Below are 24,128 nucleotides of genomic sequence, written 5' to 3'. Positions count from 1 at the left end.
AACATTCGGGTCCCTTTATTTACATTTCTTACTATCTCACTACGTTTGGTTGGTGTTCCTGTGCGTAGTCAATGGCCCAGTGTACAAGGTTTAATAAGAACCATGAGTTATAAGTTTCATCACCTACTAATGGTTGCCCCGTAACTGTTGAATTCATAGGATAATCATAAGCTTTAGTTTGACCAGATCCGTCAGTAGTTACATATCATCCTCCCATAAATAAAGCGTTATTTACACCTACAAAACCAAGTGTTTTGTGCACATAAGAAAAACTTAAATTTGTATTTCCGTTGTACGCAATTTGCTCAAAATCATAAGGTAGATTGGTAATACTAAATGAAGTAGGATATCCTCCACTAATGTTACGACCATGTAATGCAATATTGCCATATGCACCTCCAAAATGAGAAGTACGACTTCCTAATATCATTTGATTGGCATATCCTGACGAAACCATAGTACTTGGGTTAGTTTTACCATAACCATAAGTCTGTGTCGCGATAGTATAACCTAATTTTTGGAAGAAACTCTCCATATAGGTTTTATTACCTTCTCCATACATCAATACTCCATTTTTATTTTTTACATAATTTGCTAAATCTGTCAGTTGTTGATTTTGTTTTGCAAAATTATTTTTATTATGCCCTCCGATAAACACCATATCAGCTTGGTCTAATTTAGCTTTAAAAGTAGCAGCATAACCTGTATTTGACATATCTGCGGAAGTATTAACATAATCACCCGATTGAGGATTACTAATTCCGATAATGTCAAGTTTATCGATTCGAACAACTCCATTCCATCCAAAATTCTCTAAGCTACGTACCAATCGAGGACCTCCAGCAAAAGACCATCCTTGCGAAGGGCTTCTGTTTGTTCCTCCTGGATGCCAAGATTCACTGCTTCCTCCAATAGAATACATTTTCATTGCACGATATACATAATCCACATTAATACGTGCTGGAGTACTTTGCACAACTTCACTATTTCCTGTTAAGGTATAAAGGGAAATTGATTTAGGTAAATCTCTTTCTGATCTTCCATAGGCTTTCAACGAAATTTCTTTTGTTCCTCTAGCTACATCACTGTCTTCGATAATGCCTTGACCATAGAAATAAACCCCGTTAAATGTATTCGTTCTAATTTCATATTCACCTGGAGCTTGCGGAACAAGTGTTACAAGAAGCATAAATTGTTCACTTCCATTATCAGGCATCTTTGTACGTGGCGTAATAAAAGGAGTTCCACCTTGACTCACAGATCGATGCATACTAAAGAGTCTTACATTTCTCATTTCGTAATTCACAGGAGCTCCAAATACTGGAATATCATAATCACATCCATTGACAATACTTTCTTCAATTGGATAACTTGAATCATATTCATGGGCACCTTTTGAAACCAATTTTAGTTTCACAGTAAGCCCTCTATTTCCTACGGTTGGTTTTCCTGTCCCGCGTTTAGGCGTTAGCACTACATTTTGGATATCATCTCTTAAATTGTTAAATACAAAATCAGTTTGTCCTGAAGTAAATTCAATTTTTTCTGTTTGATGTCCATATCCTGTACCAGTAACTTCAATTGTTCCAATTAATTCTCCACGTCCTGGAGCAACTACTTTTAATGGGACATGAATTTTATTTGCATCTGTTAGCACCGTATTATATTCAAACTCTCCTGTATGTGAGATTCGATTATTTGGATCATTACACAAAAAGTTAGCGTATAAAGGTTCTATTTTTACACTATGCGGAAAAGACTCTGCTGAGTGTCCTAATTCCACCTGAACGTGAGAATTAGTAAAGAAATCTAATGGTGTATTACGTGGAACAACAGGTGCTCCTTCTCCTCTAAGTACAACCTTTGCTGTTCTTGCAGCAATCTCTGCATTGGTTAGTCTATGTGTTCCTGAAAAGCGAATTCCATTATTATCTGAGGTAGTAATCTCAACGATTCCACCCATTGTAATATCTTTAATTGTGGCTTCTAAATTTCCACTTCGAGCATTTGTTAAATCTACTCTAGTGTAAAATTTACCAACAGAATCAATTCTACTAATTTTATATTTTAGCGATTCTTTCTCTACAAAGTTGTAAACAACACAATTGGCTTCTTTTCCATTTAATATAAATTTAATGATATCTCCTTGGCTAGTTGGAACACCATTTCCGTCTCTTGTATATCCTTTAATTGGAGTACCTGACCCTCTTAATACAATATGATAGTTTCCAGCTTCAGGAAAAATACCTGAGCCTTCAAATGCATATCCATTAGCATCACTTCCATTTAAAGCTGTTGCCTCTACCTTATAAGTTCCAGGTGTAGAAACACTTACTTCAAGAAAAATAACATTCGCTCTTTCTTTTAGAAATACACCTTCAAAATAGTTTCCTTCAATTTTTATTTTTGAACATTGGCTATTTTGAATGACAAAAGTTGCAGGTTCGATTTCCCCACATAGATTTAACCATCTATCACGAGTTGCATTATAGAACTCCATGCAATCAATGGTTGTATTATAGATCATTAATCCTTGCTGTAAATCAGCTTTTGGAATATTTCTTCGTTCTTCTGTAGTTAATTTAGGAAGTAAAAATCCTCGTTCTACTGAACTCAAGTCCAAAATACTAAAAGGCAACATATCACTGGTAGGGGAACTTACTGAGTTATCTTCCAGTTTCATTCCTCTATTATCTGCTAGATTTTGTGCATTAATTGTAGTTACACTAAAAAAGACAGCTAGTAATACATAATACAATACGTTATATTGTTTCATTTCAAAATTCATATGCATTCTTTTTTTGATTTAAGAAGCTGGAACATATCAAAAGTTCCAGCTTCTTCTTAATTAATTAGTGTCTATTTTCTTTCACATATTCAATAGCCCAAGCCATTAGATTCGCATATAGCACAGCATTATAAACCGTTGTACCTTGATAATATGGTTTTCCTACTGGCGTTCCATCTGCTAAATATCTTGAAGGCCAAACATTTGTACTCGTATTTGTCGCAGTTCCAACAAACCATCCTCCATCTCCTACAAACACATAACCTAAATCTCTGTGTTTCAATGCCCAAACAGATGAAGCATCATTTTGTTTGGTAATTAAAGGAACTATACTACTTGGTAAATTGCTATAGTACCATCCATTAGTAGCATCATTACCTAAATATTTACCACTTAGGTTTCCAAATGGTCCATTAATAATAGGATCATTATTTGCACTACTTAATACTGGGTTCAACATTGTAAATCGGTTATTATATGTAATCCCCGTAGTATGCGTTAAAGCTTCAATAAAGCTCTTTGTTGTTGTATGTACAGTATTCTCATCACTGGTGATCAATACTCCTTTTTGATTTTGAACAAAATCTAATAATACTTGATTTGTCGCAGCTGTTGCATTATATCCAATTACGTTTACGATAATATCAACTTGATTTGAAGTAATGAAATTACGCAGGTTTTCACCCTGATGTCCTGTATCTACGATTCGAATATTATTTACTTTGACTTTTCCATTTGGTCCAAAATTTACCTTACTGTTTAGAATCGCTCCTCCTGCATAAGTATTCGATGTAGAAGGTCCATAACTATTAGAACCTAAACGCAATACTACAATATCTCTAAAGCGAACATCTACTCTAGCTGAACATGTTGTTGTACCTGCTTGGCTATTGGTTGTAATGGTATAATTTAAATTTCCTCCTTCTGTATACCTACCTGAAGGTACTAAACGAATTGTTTGTTGTCCTTGTCCTGTAAATGTACCAGAAGCACTAAAACTAACTCCATTTACTTCATTCGTTGTAATCGAATAAGGTCCTGGATAATCTACATTCACTTGAAGCTCAATAAAATTATTAGCCCCTAAACTTGAATCCACTAAATATGATCCATTTACACGAACCGTATGACATAAAACACTATAGCGGATTGGTTGAACCTCTACTGTAATTTCTGGGAATGTTGTACAAATCGCTGATGTTCCAGGAGTTAAATCTGTAAATTTAATTGCTGTTGTTCCTTTTGGAATTCTAACATCTTCTGGATAGAGTGTAACATATTGAATATTATTTCTATTTGGATTAAAGGCTAAATTCACATTGTTCGCTTTAAAGCTCACTGGTGTTGTAGCATTTCCAACTACAAAAGCTCCTTTCAATTCAATTGAAGTTGTTCCTGGTGCTAATACTTTCACTGGAATTAAAATTGAATTTGCTTGCGTTAATTTTGTATCCTCTTGGTAACTTCCTCTAATCTCAATTTTATTATTGGTATCATCACATACTAATTCAAAGGCAACTGCTTTTACATGTACCATAACACTTACATTGGTAGCACTTGAATTACTAATTGAATTTGTAGTAAAAGTAAACCTGTTAGGATCTGAAACTGGTGTAGAATTTATTGGTGTTCCTTGTCCTACAATTTCTATTCTTTGCAGCCCCTCTGTTGTAAATTCACCTGAACCAGCAAACGACATTCCATTTACTGTATTTGTAGACTGTATTCTCCAAAAACCAGGTGTGGTTACATTGACATTTAGTTCTACCTTATTATCATTCGCATTTAAAGGAACTCCAATATAACCGTTCCATGATGTTGTAACATTTTGCCCTTCAACAATTCTAAAATTAAGCTCTGAAGGTCTTACTTTGATTCGTGTATTGGTACAACTCGTACTCACTTTTCCGTTAATAGAAAAGGTTAATACATCTCCTCCTCCTGTTCCATCATTTCCCGCTAAAGGTGTTCCTAAACCTTCAAGCGCTACGGTATATACACCTGGAGCATTAAAGGTTCCACTTTTACTAAAAGAATATCCATTTTCTGGCGTCGGTGTTGCTGTAACATGGTACGAACCAGCTTCTTGTACATTCAATTGGATATACAAAATATCTGTGTCTCTTAAGAATTTTCCTTGTTCTAAGTAATCCTTACCAGAAGCACTTAAAACAATTCTACTACAATCTGTAACATCTACAATTGCAGGTGGTAAAGTACCACATAAACTCAACCAACGGTTTCCTTCTCTACTCCAATAGTTGATACAATCTGTATCCTTATTGTAAATTACTAAACCATTTCCACGTTCAACATCAGAAATACTAATCGCATTTCTTTCTGCCGTTGTCATACGAGGGAGTAAAAATCCCTTCGTAGAACTCTCTAATTCTAATAGTGTTGCAGGCGCTGCCGTCTGATCACTATTAGCTACCGAACCATCCTTAATCTTTGTTGTATGAAGATTAGTTTGTCCGAATACGGTAGCTATATTAAAAAATACAGCTACCATTATCCATACTATATATTGAATAGATTTCAAATTTAATTTTTTCATCAATAAACTATTTTGACTTATACAATTGATTATTTTAAAAGCGCTTCAATTGCTTCTAAACGCTCCGTTAAATCTCTCACCTCATTTTTCAATACTTGAATTTCATCTGCTTTTTGATCTAACTCCTTCTTCTGTTCAATTACGTGTAAGAAAAGTTCTTCTGTCTTTTCTAATAGTTGAATCGATAATTCAGATACGTTAAATGAATAACCTGTTTCTGTTTTCTCTAATTCACTAATTGGTGTAATTCCAGGTAAATGTCTGTTTGATTTAATGTAGCTATCCACTGTAGATAAATCATTAAATGTATAGTCATACTTCAATGATGAATACCCATCAAAATAATTCTCAAACACATAATCCGCATAGTAGCTATTCGTTGCCGTAATACTACCATTTACACGTAATCTTTCATTTGGCGCAGTAGATTTTGTTTTATAACCAATTCCTACCCAGCCCATTGTATAAATATCTTGATCGTTTTTCGTTGCTTGAACATCACTTCCTGTATACCAAGGTTCTTGTACAAGATCATTAAGAGAAATAATTGTAGTATTCTTCTCTTCGTCTGTATAGATCAACTCACGTGTATCAAGCTTAATATCTAAGTGTGTTAATGTTTCTGAACTATCAAAGATGTCTGTAATATAAATTGGACTCTTCGATCTTTCTTCGTTTTCATATACTAAAGCCTTTCCTAATCCTGCGTAATTATCCTCTAATGAAAGTGAAGTGACCGTTTCTAAATTGTTGCTTCCTGTTGGACCAAACAAATCAGTTCCTTTAATTTCAACATTTTCATCCGCCTCATTATTATACACGAATTTAGTTCCTTCATATTCTCTTGAAGGAAATTCTCCTTCGCGTTTTATTTCTTCGTGTACTTCTAAATCTCCATCGATATAAACATATACTGGATATTTTACAGCTTTCAATGTTGTCTTCGTCTCTTTACTCTTAATTTCATCCGTTAGGTTAAAATTATCATTCGAAGTTTTGATAATGATATCTCCAATCGAATCTCTTACCACAGAAACATCTCCTGTTGTTGAAGAAATAAACTGTTCTAATAAGTTTTTTACACTATTATCATTTAGAATTTTTTCAAAGTCTGTGATAATATCTTGTGTTACTTGGATTACAACATCATCATGATTTCCTGTTTCATCAACAAAATAGTATTCAATGAAACCTGCTGCATCTGCTCCTTTTTCCATTGCAGTTAACGTTTCTGCAAATTCAACAGTAGTAAGATCTTTACCATTATTAAAAGTAAATCCAGCTTTCACAGCTTCTGCATTCACAGCTCCGTCTGTTAATTTTACTGATGCTATTGCTGAATTACCTTTTATAATCGTTTTAAACCTCATTACTATCACCTAACTTGGTAATAAACTCTTGGTTTTCAACTAAATTCGTTACAAACACATCATTATTTGCGATGATTTTTCCTAAATCATTAATTGCAACTGAAAAACTTGCTCCTTCTGTATCCGTGATTACCAAAGTATCAGTAGCCGAATCTACTGCAAATGTTGCAATTTTTGTATTTCCTAAAGCATCCCAGCTAATAACTACAGGTTGCTTGTTTTCATCATAGTAGAAGAAATTATTGTTTACAGTATCATAGCCAACATTACCATAAGTATCCTTTAATTCATTGATGATATTTTTAATGAACTCGTTGTTTTCTGTAATGTGATTAATGAAATCAATGTTATCTCCTAACTTGGTAATAAACTCCTGGTTTTCAACCAACTCAGTTACAAACTTCGTATTCTTAGCAATCTCTTCTACATTTAAAGCAACTGTATTGTCTTCAGAATCCGTGATGATCAACTGATCATTAAGCAACTCAAAACGAACGTTGGTTGTATTAATTGATGACCAATCTACAGGTTGCTGATCACCATCACCATCAATGTAATAGAATTTATTATCTGTAGTGTTGTAGTATACGTTTCCGTATTCTCCTTCTAGCTTATTAATGATTTGTTTAATAAATTCATTGTTCTCTGTTAGGTGATTCGTAAATTCTACACTATCTCCTAACTTGGTGATAAACTCTTGGTTTTCAACCAAATTCGTTACAAACACATCATTATTTGCGATGATTTTTCCTAAATCATTAATTGCAACTGAAAAACTTGCTCCTTCTGTATCCGTGATTACCAAAGTATCAGTAGCCGAATCTACTGCAAATGTTGCAATTTTTGTATTTCCTAAAGCATCCCAGCTAATAACTACAGGTTGCTTGTTTTCATCATAGTAGAAGAAATTATTGTTTACAGTATCATAGCCAACATTACCATAAGTATCCTTTAATTCATTGATGATATTTTTAATGAACTCGTTGTTTTCTGTAATGTGATTAATGAAATCAATGTTATCTCCTAACTTGGTAATAAACTCCTGGTTTTCAACCAACTCAGTTACAAACTTCGTATTCTTAGCAATCTCTTCTACATTTAAAGCAACTGTATTGTCTTCAGAATCCGTGATAATCAACTGATCATTAAGCAACTCAAAACGAACGTTGGTTGTATTAATTGATGACCAATCTACAGGTTGCTGATCACCATCACCATCAATGTAATAGAATTTATTATCTGTAGTGTTGTAGTATACGTTTCCGTATTCTCCTTCTAGCTTATTAATGATTTGTTTAATAAATTCATTGTTCTCTGTTAGGTGATTCGTAAATTCTACACTATCTCCTAACTTGGTGATAAACTCTTGGTTTTCAACCAAATTCGTTACAAACACATCATTATTTGCGATGATTTTTCCTAAATCATTAATTGCAACTGAAAAACTTGCTCCTTCTGTATCCGTGATTACCAAAGTATCAGTAGCCGAATCTACTGCAAATGTTGCAATTTTTGTATTTCCTAAAGCATCCCAGCTAATAACTACAGGTTGCTTGTTTTCATCATAGTAGAAGAAATTATTGTTTACAGTATCATAGCCAACATTACCATAAGTATCCTTTAATTCATTGATGATATTTTTAATGAACTCGTTGTTTTCTGTAATGTGATTAATGAAATCAATGTTATCTCCTAACTTGGTAATAAACTCCTGGTTTTCAACCAACTCAGTTACAAACTTCGTATTCTTAGCAATCTCTTCTACATTTAAAGCAACTGTATTGTCTTCAGAATCCGTGATGATCAACTGATCATTAAGCAACTCAAAACGAACGTTGGTTGTATTAATTGATGACCAATCTACAGGTTGCTGATCACCATCACCATCAATGTAATAGAATTTATTATCTGTAGTGTTGTAGTATACGTTTCCGTATTCTCCTTCTAGCTTATTAATGATTTGTTTAATAAATTCATTGTTCTCTGTTAGGTGATTCGTAAATTCTACACTATCTCCTAACTTGGTGATAAACTCTTGGTTTTCAACCAAATTCGTTACAAACACATCATTATTTGCGATGATTTTTCCTAAATCATTAATTGCAACTGAAAAACTTGCTCCTTCTGTATCCGTGATTACCAAAGTATCAGTAGCCGAATCTACTGCAAATGTTGCAATTTTTGTATTTCCTAAAGCATCCCAGCTAATAACTACAGGTTGCTTGTTTTCATCATAGTAGAAGAAATTATTGTTTACAGTATCATAGCCAACATTACCATAAGTATCCTTTAATTCATTGATGATATTTTTAATGAACTCGTTGTTTTCTGTAATGTGATTAATGAAATCAATGTTATCTCCTAACTTGGTAATAAACTCCTGGTTTTCAACCAACTCAGTTACAAACTTCGTATTCTTAGCAATCTCTTCTACATTTAAAGCAACTGTATTGTCTTCAGAATCCGTGATGATCAACTGATCATTAAGCAACTCAAAACGAACGTTGGTTGTATTAATTGATGACCAATCTACAGGTTGCTGATCACCATCACCATCAATGTAATAGAATTTATTATCTGTAGTGTTGTAGTATACGTTTCCGTATTCTCCTTCTAGCTTATTAATGATTTGTTTAATAAATTCATTGTTCTCTGTTAGGTGATTCGTAAATTCTACACTATCTCCTAACTTGGTGATAAACTCTTGGTTTTCAACCAAATTCGTTACAAAAACATCATTATTCGCGATGATTTTTCCTAAATCATTAATTGCAACTGAAAAACTTGCTCCTTCTGTATCCGTGATTACCAAAGTATCAGTAGCCTCATCTACTGCAAATGTTGCAATTTTTGTATTTCCTAAAGCATCCCAGCTAATAACTACAGGTTGCTTGTTTTCATCATAGTAGAAGAAATTATTGTTTACAGTATCATAACCAACATTACCATAAGTATCCTTTAATTCATTGATGATATTTTTAATGAATTCATTGTTTTCTGTAATGTGATTAATAAACTCAACATTATCTCCTAACTTGGTAATAAACTCTTGATTTTCAACCAAATTCGTCACAAACGTACTATTGTTAGCGATTTCTTCAACAGCTAGTGAAACTGAGTTCCCTGCTGAATCAGAAACAATCAAACGATCATTTTCCAAAGTAAAACTAACGTTCGTTGTATTTAATGAAGCCCAATCAATTGGATGTTCATCTCCATTCTCATCATAATACACAAACGTATTATTAACTGAATCGTAATTTACGTTTCCATATGATCCTTTTAATTCCTTGATGATATTTTCAATGAATTCATTGTTTTCTGTGATGTGTTTGATGAACTCAACGTTATCTCCTAATTGAGTAATAAACTCTTGATTCTCCACTAAGTTGGTTACAAATACATCGTTATTTGCGATGATTTTTCCTAAATCATTAATTGCAACTGAAAAACTTGCTCCTTCTGTATCCGTGATTACCAAAGTATCAGTAGCCTCATCTACTGCAAATGTTGCAATTTTTGTATTTCCTAAAGCATCCCAGCTAATCGGTACAATATTCTTGTTCTCATCATAGTAATAGAAAGTATTATTTTCCGTGTTGTATCCAACATTTCCATAAGTATCCTTTAATTCCTTGATGATATTTTTAATGAACTCGTTGTTTTCTGTAATTTGTTTAACAAATTCTACGCTATCTCCTAACTTAGTAATAAACTCCTGGTTATCAACCAAATTAGTCACAAACGTACTATTGTTTGCGATTTCTTCAACAGCTAGTGAAACTGAATTTCCTGCTGAATCAGAAACAACCAAACGATCTTGTTCTAGAGTAAAACTAACGTTCGTTGTGTTTAAAGACGACCAATCAATTGGATGTTCATCTCCATTCTCATCATAATACACAAACGTATTATTAACTGAATCGTAATTTACATTTCCATATGATCCTTTTAATTCCTTGATGATATTTTCAATGAATTCGTTGTTCTCTGTAATGTGTTTGATGAACTCAACATTATCTCCTAATTGGGTGATAAACTCTTGATTTTCTGTTAAGTTAGTTACAAACGTAGTGTTGTTTGCAATTTCTGAAACATTCAAACGAACCGCGTTGTTTTCTGAATCCGTAACAACCAATTGATCGTTAACTAATTCAAAACTAACGTTGGTTGTATTTAATTTAGACCAATCGATTTGATGCTCATTACCATCTTCATCGTAGTATACGAATGTATTATTTGTAGAATTATACGTTACGTTTCCGTATTCGCCTTTTAATTCCTTAATAATGTTTTCAATAAATTCGTTGTTTTCTGTAATATGTTTGATGAACTCAACATTATCTCCTAATTGGGTGATGAACTCTTGGTTCTCTGTTAAGTTAGTTACAAACGTAGTGTTGTTTGCAATTTCTGAAACATTCAAACGAACCGCGTTGTTTTCTGAATCCGTAACAACCAATTGATCGTTAACTAATTCAAAACTAACGTTGGTTGTATTTAATTTAGACCAATCGATTTGATGCTCATTACCATCTTCATCGTAGTATACGAATGTATTATTTGTAGAATTATACGTTACGTTTCCGTATTCGCCTTTTAATTCCTTAATAATGTTTTCAATAAATTCGTTGTTTTCTGTAATATGTTTGATGAACTCAACATTATCTCCTAATTGGGTGATGAACTCTTGGTTCTCTGTTAAGTTAGTTACAAACGTAGTGTTGTTTGCAATTTCTGAAACATCCAAACGAACCGCGTTGTTTTCTGAATCCGTAACAACCAATTGATCGTTAACTAATTCAAAACTAACGTTGGTTGTATTTAATTTAGACCAATCGATTTGATGCTCATTACCATCTTCATCGTAGTATACGAATGTATTATTTGTAGAATTATACGTTACGTTTCCATATTCGCCTTTTAATTCTTTAATAATGTTCTCAATAAATTCGTTATTATTGGTAATATGATTAATGAATTCTACGTTATCTCCTAACTTGGTGATGAACTCTTGGTTCTCTGTTAAGTTGGTTACAAACGTAGTATTGTTTGCAATTTCTGAAACATCCAAACGAACCGCATTGTTCTCTGAATCCGTAACAACCAATTGATCGTTAACTAATTCAAAACTAACGTTGGTTGTATTTAATCTAGACCAATCAATTTGGTGTTCGTTTCCATTCTCATCATAGTAAACAAACGTATTATTGGTTGAATCGTAATTTACGTTTCCATACGTTCCTTTTAATTCGTTGATGATATTTTCAATGAACTCATTATTATTGGTAATATGATTAATGAATTCTACATTATCTCCTAACTTTGTAATGAACTCTTGGTTCTCTGTTAAATTAGTAACGAATGTAGTGTTGTTTGCAATTTCTTCTACAGCTACAGAAACAGCATTTCCTTCTGAATCTGTCACTACCAAACGGTCATTCACCAAAGTAAAACTAACGTTGGTTGTATTTAATCTAGACCAATCAATTGGATGTTCGTTTCCATTCTCATCATAGTAAACAAACGTATTATTGGTTGAATCGTAATTTACGTTTCCATACGTTCCTTTTAATTCGTTGATGATATTTTCAATGAACTCATTATTATTGGTAATGTGATTAATGAATTCTACGTTATCTCCTAACTTTGTAATGAACTCTTGGTTCTCAACCAAGTTCGTAACGAATGTAGTGTTGTTTGCAATTTCTGCAACTGCAAGATATACACTATGATTTTGGTTATCTGTAACTACTAAAGACTCTTCTCCATTTTTTGTAGGGTTTCCTGCAATAGTAAAAGAATAGTTTTTTCGATCAATATAAGTATCACCAGAAAGGAGTGGAGTCCATGCATTTGATTTCCAATAGTAAAATCCTGCAACTAACTCAGTGTTTCCAGTATGATAAACTAATAAACTTTCAATTCTCTCTCCTTCAATAGGATCAAATGCAGTACTAGTCTTCAATTCTACTCTAGGGAGTAAAACCCCTTTTTTTAAAGCAACAACATCTAACTGAGCAGAGCTAGCTGCTTTTTTAGTACCTATACCAACTTGAGCCATTGCTGAACTACTCAATATAAGTGCTACTAACGGAATTAATCTTCTTATCATATTCAATTTTTTTTGTTATACAACTCATAAAATCTTGTCCCACAAAGTTACAACCATTATATTATCTTTAACTATAACATACAATTTTTACAAAAAACACTCATAAATATCAAAATAAACAATATTAAAACCATAAAATTATATTAAATTTGAATTTAAATCATATTCTGCTTTTTGTTAATTATTCGCATACAGTCACCTTTTGTATCTATTAAATTCTATTCCATTGATTTCGCTCTACTTATAGTGGGTTTTAGAATAAAAACAATCTCGAAATGAGCATTTCTTTGCAACGAAAAAAAATTAAATAATTCGTTTCTTGTTTTTTTCACTTTTGAAAGAATAAATATGAAAAACTCAAAAAAAACGTCAGGTGGCACTTCTTTTTACTAAAAGAGCAATACTTCTCTTCATTCAATTAATAATGTGAAATGGCTGTAGTCATCAAGCCAAGCTAAAATATTCCTAACTACTTGACTCTTATTATGAAGGGAGATGTAAAATAGAGTTGAACAGTATTCATATTAACTATCGAATTATATAGAAAATAAATCGATAAAATCGGGTAAAGTATCACGTAGTAAGGCGAACATATTCGATCAACTCTACCCTATATTATATACACTTAGTCTTTATGAAGTATGAACATCAATTATAGACCTTTGTCAATTTTAGAACTATTAATAGTCCGATAAATTTTTGATATTCGGTAAAAATGCACCTCGAATGCAAAATATTTCTCGAATGTCTTTAGGTTCCACTAAAAAGGAATCAAACGCAGGATTATCACTAATGAATAACAATTCTCCTTCTGGTGTATAACGCTTAAAGCGATAACATAAAATTCCTTTTCCTTCTACTACTAATAAATAGATATGCCAAGGTTTAATTTCACTTAAATCAATCTGTTTAGTCAACACATAAGAACTAACCTTTATAGTAGGATACATGTTTTCTACTCCAACCTGAAAAGCCATATCTATTTCTTCTTCCGTTGGAAAAACACAGGTAGGTGAAGTACCGCAGCACTTTTCTGCATTTAAAAAATATTCTATATGATGATCAACAGAGATCATTTTTACACGTCTATTTTCTAAATCAACATTTAAAACTGAATTGGGGTGAGCCAAAAATAAATCATTCAAATCAATTTTATGTTTCTTGCAGATGGCGATAATTTTATCATAACGCATGGTTTCACGAACCTTCCACGAGGATAAAGTATTGGGTTTAATCCCCAATAGGTTAGCTAACTCTAGATCATTCTTGTATCCAAGTAGTTGTTTCAATCTTTTAATTACTTCGTTTGCTTGTAACATAACTTTCTTTCTTTTTCTTAATTCTACATCTTCTTCTGTTCTCTAAAAATCAATTATCTTGCCAGAAAAATCGCAATTTTAGTTTTTAATAAAAATAATGTTAATATTATGTTGTAAAAAAAATGTAATCAACTAAAAATAAACAACATAAAAACAATAAAGCCTATTTTATTTTTAGCTTTTTATTAACAAAAAACTTTTAATTATCAAATAAAAACTAGGTTTAAGCTTCATTAAAAACTTTAAAAAGGATATCAATCACATTGAAAAAATCGCGAATTGCCGTTCCAAAAACATTCGAAACAACGATACATCGATATTGGAAAAATGAAAATTCTTATTATTGAGAATAAAACATACGCTCATTGATACGAAATAAGAATAGCTGCATTATTTAATAGATAATGTAGCAGCAATCTTCCCTTCAAGTGCAATTAAGCAAATTTAAACATTACCCAAAATAAACGGAGTATGGTTGATATTTTTACTACAAAACACCTATAAACCATAAAAAACAATAATGATTAAATATAAATTAACACTTAAATTATAAACCAAACAGTTTAAAATTATTCTAAAGACACACGATTCACCACATTTGATTCTGATAATTTCTCGTATTGCGGGTTTATCTGTATTTCATAAGTAAAAAATACTAAATGTGACATATTGTAGCTAAAAACCACGTACACAATATTTTAAAGAATCTGTATCTCTTTTTGTAAAGAAAAACCATAATTTTGGATAAATTCTGCTCAATAAGGCTCAGAAATGGTTTTAAAAAGACACACCTCCTTACTGATTTTCGAAATTTTAGAGGTGAAGAGCCTCCTTTAAATTCCACTTTTATTTGGTTATTTAACCTCAACTTGTGAAGAATGAAAAAAAAAACGCCAGGTAAAACTACCTAGCGTCTGTAAAAATACATTTATTTTGTTTATTCCAATTCAAAACTAATTGATACGGATGTATTAATTTCAATTTCACCAACTGCTAATGTTTGATCCATTGATTCATCAGCTGCAGCTCCTTTCAAAGCATACATCGGTCTAAAAACAGGGGGCATAGAACCTCCACCATCATTTACAACTAATACTTTTCCAACCTTTTGTCCCAAAGCCGTTGCATAATCTGTTGCTTTTTTCTTTGCTTCTTGCACAGCTAATTTTCTAGCTTCTGTTTGGTAAGAAGCTAACTGAGAAGATTTATATTCTACTCCATCGATTCGATTCACACCTTTTCCCATCACTCCTGCTACCAATACTTCGTATTTAGACAAATCTTCTATTGTAAGCGTAATTGTTTGGCTAGCTTGATAATAGTCTTTTTTATCGGTATAATCCTTGTATGAATAAAAACTTACACGTTCCGTTTGGATATCCTTTTCAGGAACTTTTGAATCTTTTAAATATTTCAAAACTGCTGAAACAGCTGCGTCATTTATTTTTTTAACCTCTTCTGCTGTTTTTCCTTTATTTTCAATACCCAATCGAATAATCGCTTGATCTGGTACTGCTTTTACTTTACCTACCCCTTGTACTTGAATTTGGGGGATATTATTTCCTGTTGTAGCAACTTGCGCTTGAGCTGTTAACCCCATAGCCACACAAGCCCCTGCTAATAAAATACTCTTTCTCATCTTGTATATTTTCTTAATCGTTTCTAACAAATATAGCGAACTCACTCAAAAAAACACGTTTACCGTTCATTTTATAGCAAACCTTTAACACCTATATTTTATTGGTTTTAGCCAAAATTAGGAGTAAAACAATGGGAATCAATAATAAGCCTATCAAAAATAATTGTTGTTGAAGCAGTTCTGGGTAGCGAATTAACGTCAAAACTAACCCTCCAATCGCCCCTCCAAAATGGGCTGCATGTCCAATATTATCACTTTTCTTTTTCATACCATATAAACTATACAGCAAATACCCTAACGCGAAAATGTATCCCTTTATCCCTATAGGAATAAAGAACAAATACAATTTTAAATCAGGATACAATAATATAGATGCATATACCACACCAGTAACTCCTCCTGAAGCACCAACCGCATAGTATTGTCTTTGTTTGAAATACAATTGGTAAGTCAGAATGTTCCCTATTATAATACTCAATAAGTAAATCAGTACAAAGTAAAAGCTTCCACTAATAGCCACTACAATACCCGAGAACATATATAAAGTAAACATATTAAAGGCAAAATGCATCCAATCCACATGCAAAAAACCAGCCGTAATCATGCGATAAACCTCTCCTTTGCGAATGCGATCTAAATCAAAATTGTACTTCGCAAAAAAAGAATAATCCTGCAGTCCCTTATAAGTGACAATTCCAGAAGCAATTAAAATAACTAAAATAATAGGAGCTATATCCATCTTTAAACATTTAAAATCCGTTACTTGGTGTAATTTATGTCGCAAATTACGGGCTAAAAATAGTCTAAATCGAGTATCTTTGCTAGTAAATTAAACCAAAATAATGAAGTTATTAATTTACTATATCGCCTATCCGATCTTATGGCTTATTTCTAAATTACCTTTTCCAATCTTTTACTTTGTATCGGATTGCTTTTTTGTTTTGCTCTTCCATATCGTAAGATACCGCCGTAAAGCGGTAACAGAAAACATCAAGTTAACGATGCCACATTTATCAGATCAAGACGTACAGAAAACAGTAAAACAATTCTACAAACACCTCTGTGACATCTTCTTAGAGATGATAAAAACCTTCACCATATCTGAAGAAGAATTAAAAAAACGCTTTCAATTCACCAATTTAGACACCATTTTAGAGGTAGAGAAACAAGGCAAAAGCGCCTTGCTTTTTTGTGCACACTATGCCAATTGGGAATGGTTAATTATTTTGGATAAATTCATCAGTTTCCAAGGCTATGCTGTATATAAAAAATTAGGCAACCCTCATTTTGATAACTTATTTTTAAAGATTCGCACGCGTTTCAATACTCGTTTAATCGAAATGAAAGAAACCATTCGCGTGATTCGTCAAAATGAAATGGACAAAAACCACGGTATTTATGCCTTTATCAGTGATCAATCTCCTATGATTGGAGATGCAAATTACTGGCAAAACTTCATGGGAATTGAGGTACCTGTATTCACTGGTGGGGAAGCGTTGTGTAAAAAATTCAATATGGAACCCATGTACCTAAAAGTTGAATATGTAAAACGCGGGCATTACCAAGCGACATTTATTCCTCTTCGCAAGGAAGGAGAAAACGTAAAAGAAATTCCCAATTATGAATTAACCAATCGCTTTCTACAAGAGGTTGAAAAACAAATACTCGAAGCGCCTGCTTACTATTTCTGGACACACAAACGATGGAAACACAGAGGTAAAAAACCGGCAAACATCAAGTCCTTCCAATAAAGACTTTGATTATTTCCCTTTTTTCTGAGTAAAACACCTGAATTATATTAGGTATAAAAATTGCATTTCGTACCTTTAACTGAAATTACGCATATTATGACACATATAGAAAAGCTAAACGCTATTCGTTCTTTGATGAAAGAACAAAAAATAGACGCCTATATTATCCCTTCATCGGATCCTCATATCAGTGAATACTTACCCGAATATTACAAGTGCATTGCTTGGACTTCTGGTTTCACAGGTTCTGCTGGAACATTAGTGATTACTCAACAATTTACTGGTTTATGGACAGATTCACGTTATTTTGTTCAAGCAAATGAACAATTAGCTAATAGTGGCTTTGAATTAGTAAAATTGAAGGTGCAACACATGCCAGAATACGTGGACTGGATTGCAAGTCAATTTGAAACAGGTGTTGTAGCATTTGATGGAAATTTAGCTTCTTTAGCTGTGGCTAATGCCATTCAATCAACATTGGCTCCTATTGGATTTACTATTAACGGTCATGTGGATTTACTAAGTCCTATTTGGAAAAATAGACCTGCGCTACCTACAGAAAAAGCCTATACGTTACCGTTGACTACAACAGGTCAAAGTACAGCAGATAAATTAGCTAAAGTACGTGCCATACTCAAACAAAAAAGAGCCACTTGTCATATCATTTCATCTTTGGATGATATTGCTTGGTTATTAAATATTAGAGGAACGGATGTACCTTGTAATCCTGTTACGTTGAGCTTTGTCTACCTTGATGCAGAAAAAGCAACCTTGTTTATTGATGCAACTAAATTAGAAGCAGCAACCAAGCAAGAACTAAGCAACTTTGGTATTGCAATTGCAGATTACAGTAGCTTACCTCAAACCATTGCAGCTATTCCTGCTGGAAGTACGATTTTACTAGATCCTAAACGCACGTGTTTTGCAACATATGACAGCGTTCCTACTACGGTAAACATCAAAGAGGATATGAATCCTTCTACTTTACTAAAAGCAATTAAAAACGACGTTGAAATTGCACACGAAAGACAAGCCATGATCAATGATGGTGTTGCGATGACTAAATTCTTCAAATGGATTGAAGAAAATGTGGCAAGCGGTACCTTGACCGAATTAAATATTGCGGATCATCTACTTGGGTTACGCGCGGCTCAACCTGGGTTTAAAGACATCAGTTTCAATACCATTGCAGGTTATAAAGATCACGGGGCATTGCCTCACTATTCTGCTAATGAGCAAAGTAGTTATGATTTAAAAACCGAAGGGTTATTATTAGTTGATTCGGGAGGACAATACGAAACAGGAACAACAGATATTACACGTGTTGTAGCTTTAGGTACACCTACACAAGAAGAAAAAGATGATTATACCATCGTTTTAAGAGGTACAATTGAAGGATCTATGGCTATTTATACGAAAGGAACACGTGGATATCAAATTGATGCCATTACCAGAAGACCAATTTGGGCTACCTTGAGAAACTATGGACATGGTACAGGTCATGGTGTTGGATTTTTCTTGAATGTACACGAAGGACCACACATATTCAACCCAACGCCTACCGATATTGCTATTGAAAAAGGGATGATTACTTCCATTGAACCAGGATTATATCGTGAGGGAAAACATGGAATTCGAATTGAAAACTTAGTTTTAGCTAAAGATTTGGATTCAAATCAATTTGGAGATTTCATGGATTTTGAAACGTTGACTATCTGTTATATTGCTACAGATTTAGTGGATACAAAATGGCTAGAACAAACGCATATTGATTGGTTGAACCAATACAACGAATGGGTATACAATAGCTTAAAAGATTTATTATCTGCCGAGGAAGCTTCTTGGTTAAGAGAAAAAACAAAAACTATTTAATCATATAAAAAAAACCGTCTACTGAGTAGGCGGTTTTTTTATATTCTTATTTTATATTCTTACTTTATATTTGCCAGTTGATTGGTTCTTGTCCTGTTTCAACTAAATAATCATTAATTTTTGAAAAAGGTTTACTCCCGTAAAATCCTCGATAGACTGACAACGGAGAAGGGTGTGCCGTTTCTATGACAAAATGCTTCGATCGGTCAATCATCTTGCCTTTCTTTTGTGCGTAGCTTCCCCATAAAACAAATACAACATGCTCCAGTTCTGTAGCTACACGTTCAATTACAGCATCTGTAAACGTCTCCCATCCTCTCTTTTGATGAGACCCAGCTTTAGAGGCTTCAACCGTTAAGGTCGCATTAAGCAATAAAACGCCTTGTTTAGCCCAGCTTGACAAATCTCCATTGTGGATATTCTTAATTCCTAGATCCTCTTCCAATTCTTTGAATATATTCTTCAAGCTTGGAGGAAATTTTACGCCTTTATGCACTGAAAAAGCCAATCCATTCGCCTGAAATTCGCCGTGATAAGGATCTTGCCCTAATATAACCACCTTGACATCAGGAAAATCTAGACTTTCTAAAGCCTTAAACACCTGCTCCTGAGGCGGGTAAATTGTTTTCGTTTCTCTTTCTTGAGCCACAAAGGCTTGTAAATCTTTGAAATACGGTTTTTCAAATTCACCTTGTAAAACTGTATTCCAACTGGTATGCTGTAATTTAAAACTCATTATTCTATATAAACCGTTCTTCGATAGGATACTACTTGCGTAGCATCTCTTGCTTCAATTAATATCTGATTGTATTCGTTCAATCCTTTTTTAGGCTTGACAATTTGCTGACGTACCACCCAGAAAAATTCTTTTTTATCTGGATCAAACTCAAAAGACACAAAATCAACAGGTTCAAACTTCGTTCCTGTTTCTTTGGCAATTTGCAATACTTTACACAAATCTAAGGAATAATCTAATGCTAATTTCTCTTGCGTTTCGGGTAATTGCAACGGTGAAATAATTTGTTGGTAATCGTTTAATGCAATACCAACACAATAGCTCACGCCCTTTACAGGTTCAAAATCGTAATAAAAGAAATATTTAGTCAAACATTTACTCATATCCACCACGGGATATCTCGATTCAAACTTGCGTATGCTGTCGTATGCACTAATACTAACCCCTTTAAAAGTTAATTTACTTACCATATCTGCTCCTACTTTAGTCACCAAAAGATCTTCTAAATTCTTTTTTACGGTAGCAAATCCTTCTGGAACTAAATCAATGGGTCTATTACTATAATGATATCCTGTGGAGGATTTCTCTGCATCAACAAAGTAATTATAATAGGGACAAGCATCAATAAACAAATCACTTTGATAACTTCCTCCTATTTTTACCTTATTTTCATCTAAACATTGTGCCTGAATTTGAACAATACTTAAGAAAAGTAAAATGACCGACAGATATAACTTCATGTTATTAATATTTTATTAAGAAATCAAAAATATAAAACTTTTCAAATATTCCTCACTTTCTGCGATTTATTTTATGCTAGAAAGCAGTAAAACTAGCGGTAAAAAACAAAAGCCACATGGTTGACATGTGGCTTTTACTTTTATATCCTTGTTTACAAGCGTTTCATTTGCTCTTTCATCATCTTAATTTGATCTTTTAGCATCCCTTGTTTATCCAATTTTTGCGCTTCTCCTAATAACTTCGTCGCTTCTAATTTTCTGCGCTTTGTCATCGAGATTCCCGCTAATTGCAATTTGGCCATTGCTAAATCTTGATCCATATTTAAACCTAATTCGATCGCTTTCTTCATGTATTTTTCAGAAGCATTCAAATTCGTTTGAGAAGTCATAATTCCCATTAAGTAATTATAATATCCATTTTGCTTTCTCACTAAAGCTGTTTCAGGATTTTTAATTTTTTTCAACCATCTTTCAGCTCCTTCAAAATCTTGTTTTCTCAATTTTAAAAAAGACAATAGGATGAACTCATTTTTAAAATACAGTAGTATTACAAGCCCCATTAAGAATAATAAGAAAATTCCATTTCCAATATTCGATTCATAAAACTGCCAAACAGCCGTTGCTAGTAATAGTGCTGCGATACCTAATTTAATATACCTATGAAACATACGCTATAATTAACTTCATTAAGAATGCAAAATTAAAAAAATAAGCGTAGTATAAAAATTATTCCTCATAAACCTCTCCTCTTTTGTTCGGTTTATTTACGCTGTGGCGGTATCCTTCGTTTTTTATTCCAATTATTTCAATCAATTGAACGAATGCTCCTTTCCTCCTTACGCATCAAATTTTATACCTCGCCTTATTTTCACCTATTTCGATTGAAATAAATGAGCTAATCCGTGTGAATCTACTTGCAAGAAAGATTCAATAATAAAATCCGCTGTACTATAATCCTGCTGTTTGGAATGTTGGCTTTTATATCCTAGTACTTTTATTCCAGCCGCATTCGCTGCTTTTATCCCATTAGTGCTATCTTCAATTACCAAACAATGTTCTTTTGTAGCAATCTTAGCCAATGAAGCGGCTTGATTGAAAATCGCTGGATCGGGTTTTGATTTAGGAAAATCCTCTCCACTTACAATATGCGTGAAGTATGGAAATAATTCAAAACGATTAAATACGCGGTGAATCGTACTTTTTGATGCAGATGATCCTAAAATCAATTCTATATCCTGTGCATGAAGCTGTACAATTAAATCGCGAACTCCTTCAATAAGCTCTAAATCGGGTTTTGTATCAAAAGACTCGTTGAACAACGCGCGTTTGCGTAAAACCAAATCGGGAACCTCTTGTTCTAATTGAAAGTGTTCTTTTACTTTTTGATAGGTATTTTTAGTAGAAAAACCTGTAAAAGAAGTATACATCTCTTCAGGAACTTCAATTCCCAATTCGTCAAAATGTTGAAAATAGGCATAACGATGAACAGGTTCTGTATCTACAATCACCCCGTCCATATCAAAAATAACCGTACGTAACATATGTTCTATTTTTGTGTAAAGGTAAGGGGTTTTTCGCTATACCAAATAGCCCAGAACGAGAGATTTAGCGTAGTACAAGTAAATTATATCTGAAATAGTGGTGTCGCCTCGACTCTTTTTATTATTTTTACGTTTACACCTTACCTCAAATTCAAATACTTAATCATCTTGTCAGCGTCGGAAGAAGAACAATTCGTGCAACAACTGCAACATATCGATACCAAAGACAGTGCTTTTCGCAACCTTATCGCGCAAAACAAGACGATGTTGTATTACCATATTCGCTCGATTGTAATTCAACACGAAGATGCGGATGATGTGTTACAAGAAACTTTTATCAAAGCCTATGAAAATATCGCTTCTTTTAAAGGTCAGAGTAAACTTTCTTCTTGGTTATATCGCATTGCAACCAACCAAGCCCTGGATTTTTTAAAACAAAAAAGTCGTTTACAACGGGTAACTTTAGATGAATACAATCAACAATTAATCGAACAAATCGAAACTGATCCTTTTTTCAATGGGGATGAAGCAACCGTTTTATTACATAAAGCGATCGCTACTCTCCCAGAAAAACAACAATTGGTTTTTAAAATGCGTTATTTTCAGGAGCTCGATTACAACAGTATTGCTGCTATTTTAGACACCTCTGTTGGAGCTTTAAAAGCCTCTTATCACCATGCAACAAAAAAAATAGAACTTTTTTTGCGGGAGCATTAAACCTTTGTATTAAAAATCAGTCTAAGTAATAGAAGTACATATAACATGATAACGAATCACAATCCTAAACACAACAGAAAAGACGGCTTCAACGTTCCGGAAGGCTACTTTGATACAGTAGAACAACGTCTTTTTGAACGATTAGACGGGAATGTACAACTCCACCAAAAAGATACGCGCATTCGTCAGTTCAGACCAATGAAAATGCTGGTTGCTTTGGCAGCTGCAGTTGCACTCCTTGTTGGTATAGGTCTTTTAGTGAAACAACAAAGTACCTCAACCCTTAGTCATGAAACGTTAGAAAACTACTTCGAATACAATTCGCCTTATACTTTGTCGAATGAATTTATTCAAGCCTTTGATGAAAAAGACCTTCAAGAAATGGAACAAGCGATTCAAGTGAATCAAAAAGAACTTAATGAATACGTTCAGACGAATATTGACTTAGATTATTACTTAAATTACTAATTATACGATGAAAAGATTTCTACTGCTATTGATCTTCTTGTGCATTTCGAGTTTCAGCCAGGCACAGCAATCATCAGATCAAATAAAATCGTTAAAAATAGCCCACTTGTCTTCAGTTTTAAACTTAACAAGTGAGGAAGCTGAAAAATTTTGGCCGATATACAATACCTACGACAATAAGCTGTCTAAACTTAGACACTCCGAAGTTATTCATTATATCAAATCTAATGAAACTCAAGATATTGAGGGGCTAACTGAAAAACAAGCAACAGAAAAAGTACAAGCTTTACTTACTTTTGAAGAGGATTATTGTTCCCTTCGAAGCCAGTTCATTTTAGATAGCAAGAAGATTTTATCAAACAAAAAAATACTCTTGTTGAAAAAAGCAGAAGACGACTTTAATCGAAAGTTACTTAAAAAGTATAAAGACAAAAAATAAGCTATTGAATAAAAAATAGCAAAACTTTCTTAACCTAGCCTACAAAAGACCTATATTTGTAGGCTATTTTATTTAT

Annotated in this window: 17 protein-coding genes; 5 read left to right on the top strand and 12 right to left on the bottom strand. The window is 33.3% G+C overall.

All coding sequences use genetic code 11. The annotated features are described in order from the left end of the window. Positions 1-31: 31 nt before the first annotated feature. The 8 genes from M2306_RS02500 to M2306_RS02465 form a co-directional block, all read right to left on the bottom strand. The gene (locus tag M2306_RS02500) at positions 32-157 is read right to left on the bottom strand and encodes a hypothetical protein (RefSeq protein ID WP_498882744.1); all 126 of its coding nucleotides are present in this window, start codon (positions 155-157) and stop codon (positions 32-34) included. Between the two features lie 48 nt (positions 158-205). Further along, a complete protein-coding gene (locus tag M2306_RS02495; protein WP_498882743.1) occupies positions 206-2,788 on the bottom strand; it encodes a phage tail-like protein in 2,583 nt (860 codons plus the stop codon). A 64-nt stretch (positions 2,789-2,852) separates the two neighbouring features. Next, a complete protein-coding gene (locus tag M2306_RS02490; protein WP_259190944.1) occupies positions 2,853-5,345 on the bottom strand; it encodes a phage tail-like protein in 2,493 nt (830 codons plus the stop codon). 29 nt (positions 5,346-5,374) lie between these two features. Continuing rightward, on the bottom strand, positions 5,375-6,715 hold the full coding sequence (locus M2306_RS02485; protein ID WP_498882742.1) for a hypothetical protein: 1,341 nt from the start codon (positions 6,713-6,715) through the stop codon (positions 5,375-5,377). Then, entirely contained in the window at positions 6,705-12,830 is a 6,126-nt protein-coding gene (locus M2306_RS02480; RefSeq protein WP_498882741.1) for a phage tail-like protein, read from the bottom strand. Before M2306_RS02480 ends, M2306_RS02485 begins: the two co-directional genes overlap by 11 nt. A 680-nt stretch (positions 12,831-13,510) precedes the next feature. Beyond that, entirely contained in the window at positions 13,511-14,149 is a 639-nt protein-coding gene (locus M2306_RS02475; RefSeq protein WP_115090854.1) for a LexA family transcriptional regulator, read from the bottom strand. A gap of 937 nt (positions 14,150-15,086) precedes the next feature. Continuing rightward, positions 15,087-15,788, bottom strand: a complete 702-nt coding sequence (locus M2306_RS02470; RefSeq protein ID WP_115090855.1) for an SIMPL domain-containing protein — start codon at positions 15,786-15,788, stop codon at positions 15,087-15,089. A 91-nt stretch (positions 15,789-15,879) separates the two neighbouring features. After that, positions 15,880-16,527, bottom strand: a complete 648-nt coding sequence (locus tag M2306_RS02465) for a rhomboid family intramembrane serine protease (RefSeq protein ID WP_002986001.1) — start codon at positions 16,525-16,527, stop codon at positions 15,880-15,882. Between the two features lie 103 nt (positions 16,528-16,630). Here M2306_RS02465 and M2306_RS02460 point away from each other — a divergent pair, with 103 nt between their 5' ends. Both M2306_RS02460 and M2306_RS02455 read left to right on the top strand, forming a co-directional pair. Then, the gene (locus tag M2306_RS02460; protein WP_259188958.1) at positions 16,631-17,539 is read left to right on the top strand and encodes a lysophospholipid acyltransferase family protein; all 909 of its coding nucleotides are present in this window, start codon (positions 16,631-16,633) and stop codon (positions 17,537-17,539) included. Positions 17,540-17,635: 96 nt separating this feature from the next. Next, positions 17,636-19,411 (top strand): aminopeptidase P family protein, encoded by a 1,776-nt coding sequence (locus M2306_RS02455; protein ID WP_259188959.1) that lies wholly within the window; start codon positions 17,636-17,638, stop codon positions 19,409-19,411. A 64-nt stretch (positions 19,412-19,475) separates the two neighbouring features. Here M2306_RS02455 and ung read toward each other — a convergent pair whose 3' ends face one another. The 4 genes from ung to M2306_RS02435 all read right to left on the bottom strand — a co-directional run bounded on the left by ung (position 19,476) and on the right by M2306_RS02435 (position 22,428). Beyond that, complete coding sequence (gene ung, locus M2306_RS02450; protein WP_259188960.1) at positions 19,476-20,147, bottom strand: uracil-DNA glycosylase; 672 nt, start codon at positions 20,145-20,147, stop codon at positions 19,476-19,478. After that, complete coding sequence (locus M2306_RS02445) at positions 20,147-20,887, bottom strand: hypothetical protein (protein WP_259188962.1); 741 nt, start codon at positions 20,885-20,887, stop codon at positions 20,147-20,149. Before M2306_RS02445 ends, ung begins: the two co-directional genes overlap by 1 nt. A gap of 152 nt (positions 20,888-21,039) precedes the next feature. Continuing rightward, positions 21,040-21,555 carry a DUF2892 domain-containing protein gene (locus M2306_RS02440; RefSeq protein ID WP_115090859.1) on the bottom strand — a complete coding sequence of 172 codons (516 nt, stop codon included), beginning with the start codon at positions 21,553-21,555 and terminating at the stop codon, positions 21,040-21,042. A gap of 204 nt (positions 21,556-21,759) precedes the next feature. Then, a complete protein-coding gene (locus M2306_RS02435; RefSeq protein WP_115090860.1) occupies positions 21,760-22,428 on the bottom strand; it encodes an HAD family hydrolase in 669 nt (222 codons plus the stop codon). A gap of 168 nt (positions 22,429-22,596) precedes the next feature. On the opposite strand from M2306_RS02435, the gene M2306_RS02430 reads away from it, so the two are divergent. From M2306_RS02430 to M2306_RS02420, 3 genes are read left to right on the top strand one after another with little or no spacing between them, the layout of a single operon-like run. Continuing rightward, positions 22,597-23,145: an RNA polymerase sigma factor gene (locus tag M2306_RS02430; protein ID WP_115090861.1), complete on the top strand. Its 549-nt coding sequence runs from the start codon at positions 22,597-22,599 to the stop codon at positions 23,143-23,145. 45 nt (positions 23,146-23,190) lie between these two features. Next, positions 23,191-23,613: a hypothetical protein gene (locus tag M2306_RS02425; protein WP_259188965.1), complete on the top strand. Its 423-nt coding sequence runs from the start codon at positions 23,191-23,193 to the stop codon at positions 23,611-23,613. A 7-nt stretch (positions 23,614-23,620) separates the two neighbouring features. After that, the gene (locus M2306_RS02420; RefSeq protein ID WP_002986017.1) at positions 23,621-24,052 is read left to right on the top strand and encodes a hypothetical protein; all 432 of its coding nucleotides are present in this window, start codon (positions 23,621-23,623) and stop codon (positions 24,050-24,052) included. Positions 24,053-24,128: the final 76 nt, after the last annotated feature.

It is taken from the genome of Myroides gitamensis, from assembly GCF_029894455.1.
In the GTDB taxonomy this organism is placed as follows: domain Bacteria; phylum Bacteroidota; class Bacteroidia; order Flavobacteriales; family Flavobacteriaceae; genus Flavobacterium; species Flavobacterium odoratum.
The sequence above is the reverse complement of the archived record's forward strand: the minus strand, read 5'-3'. Positions and strand labels throughout refer to the sequence as shown.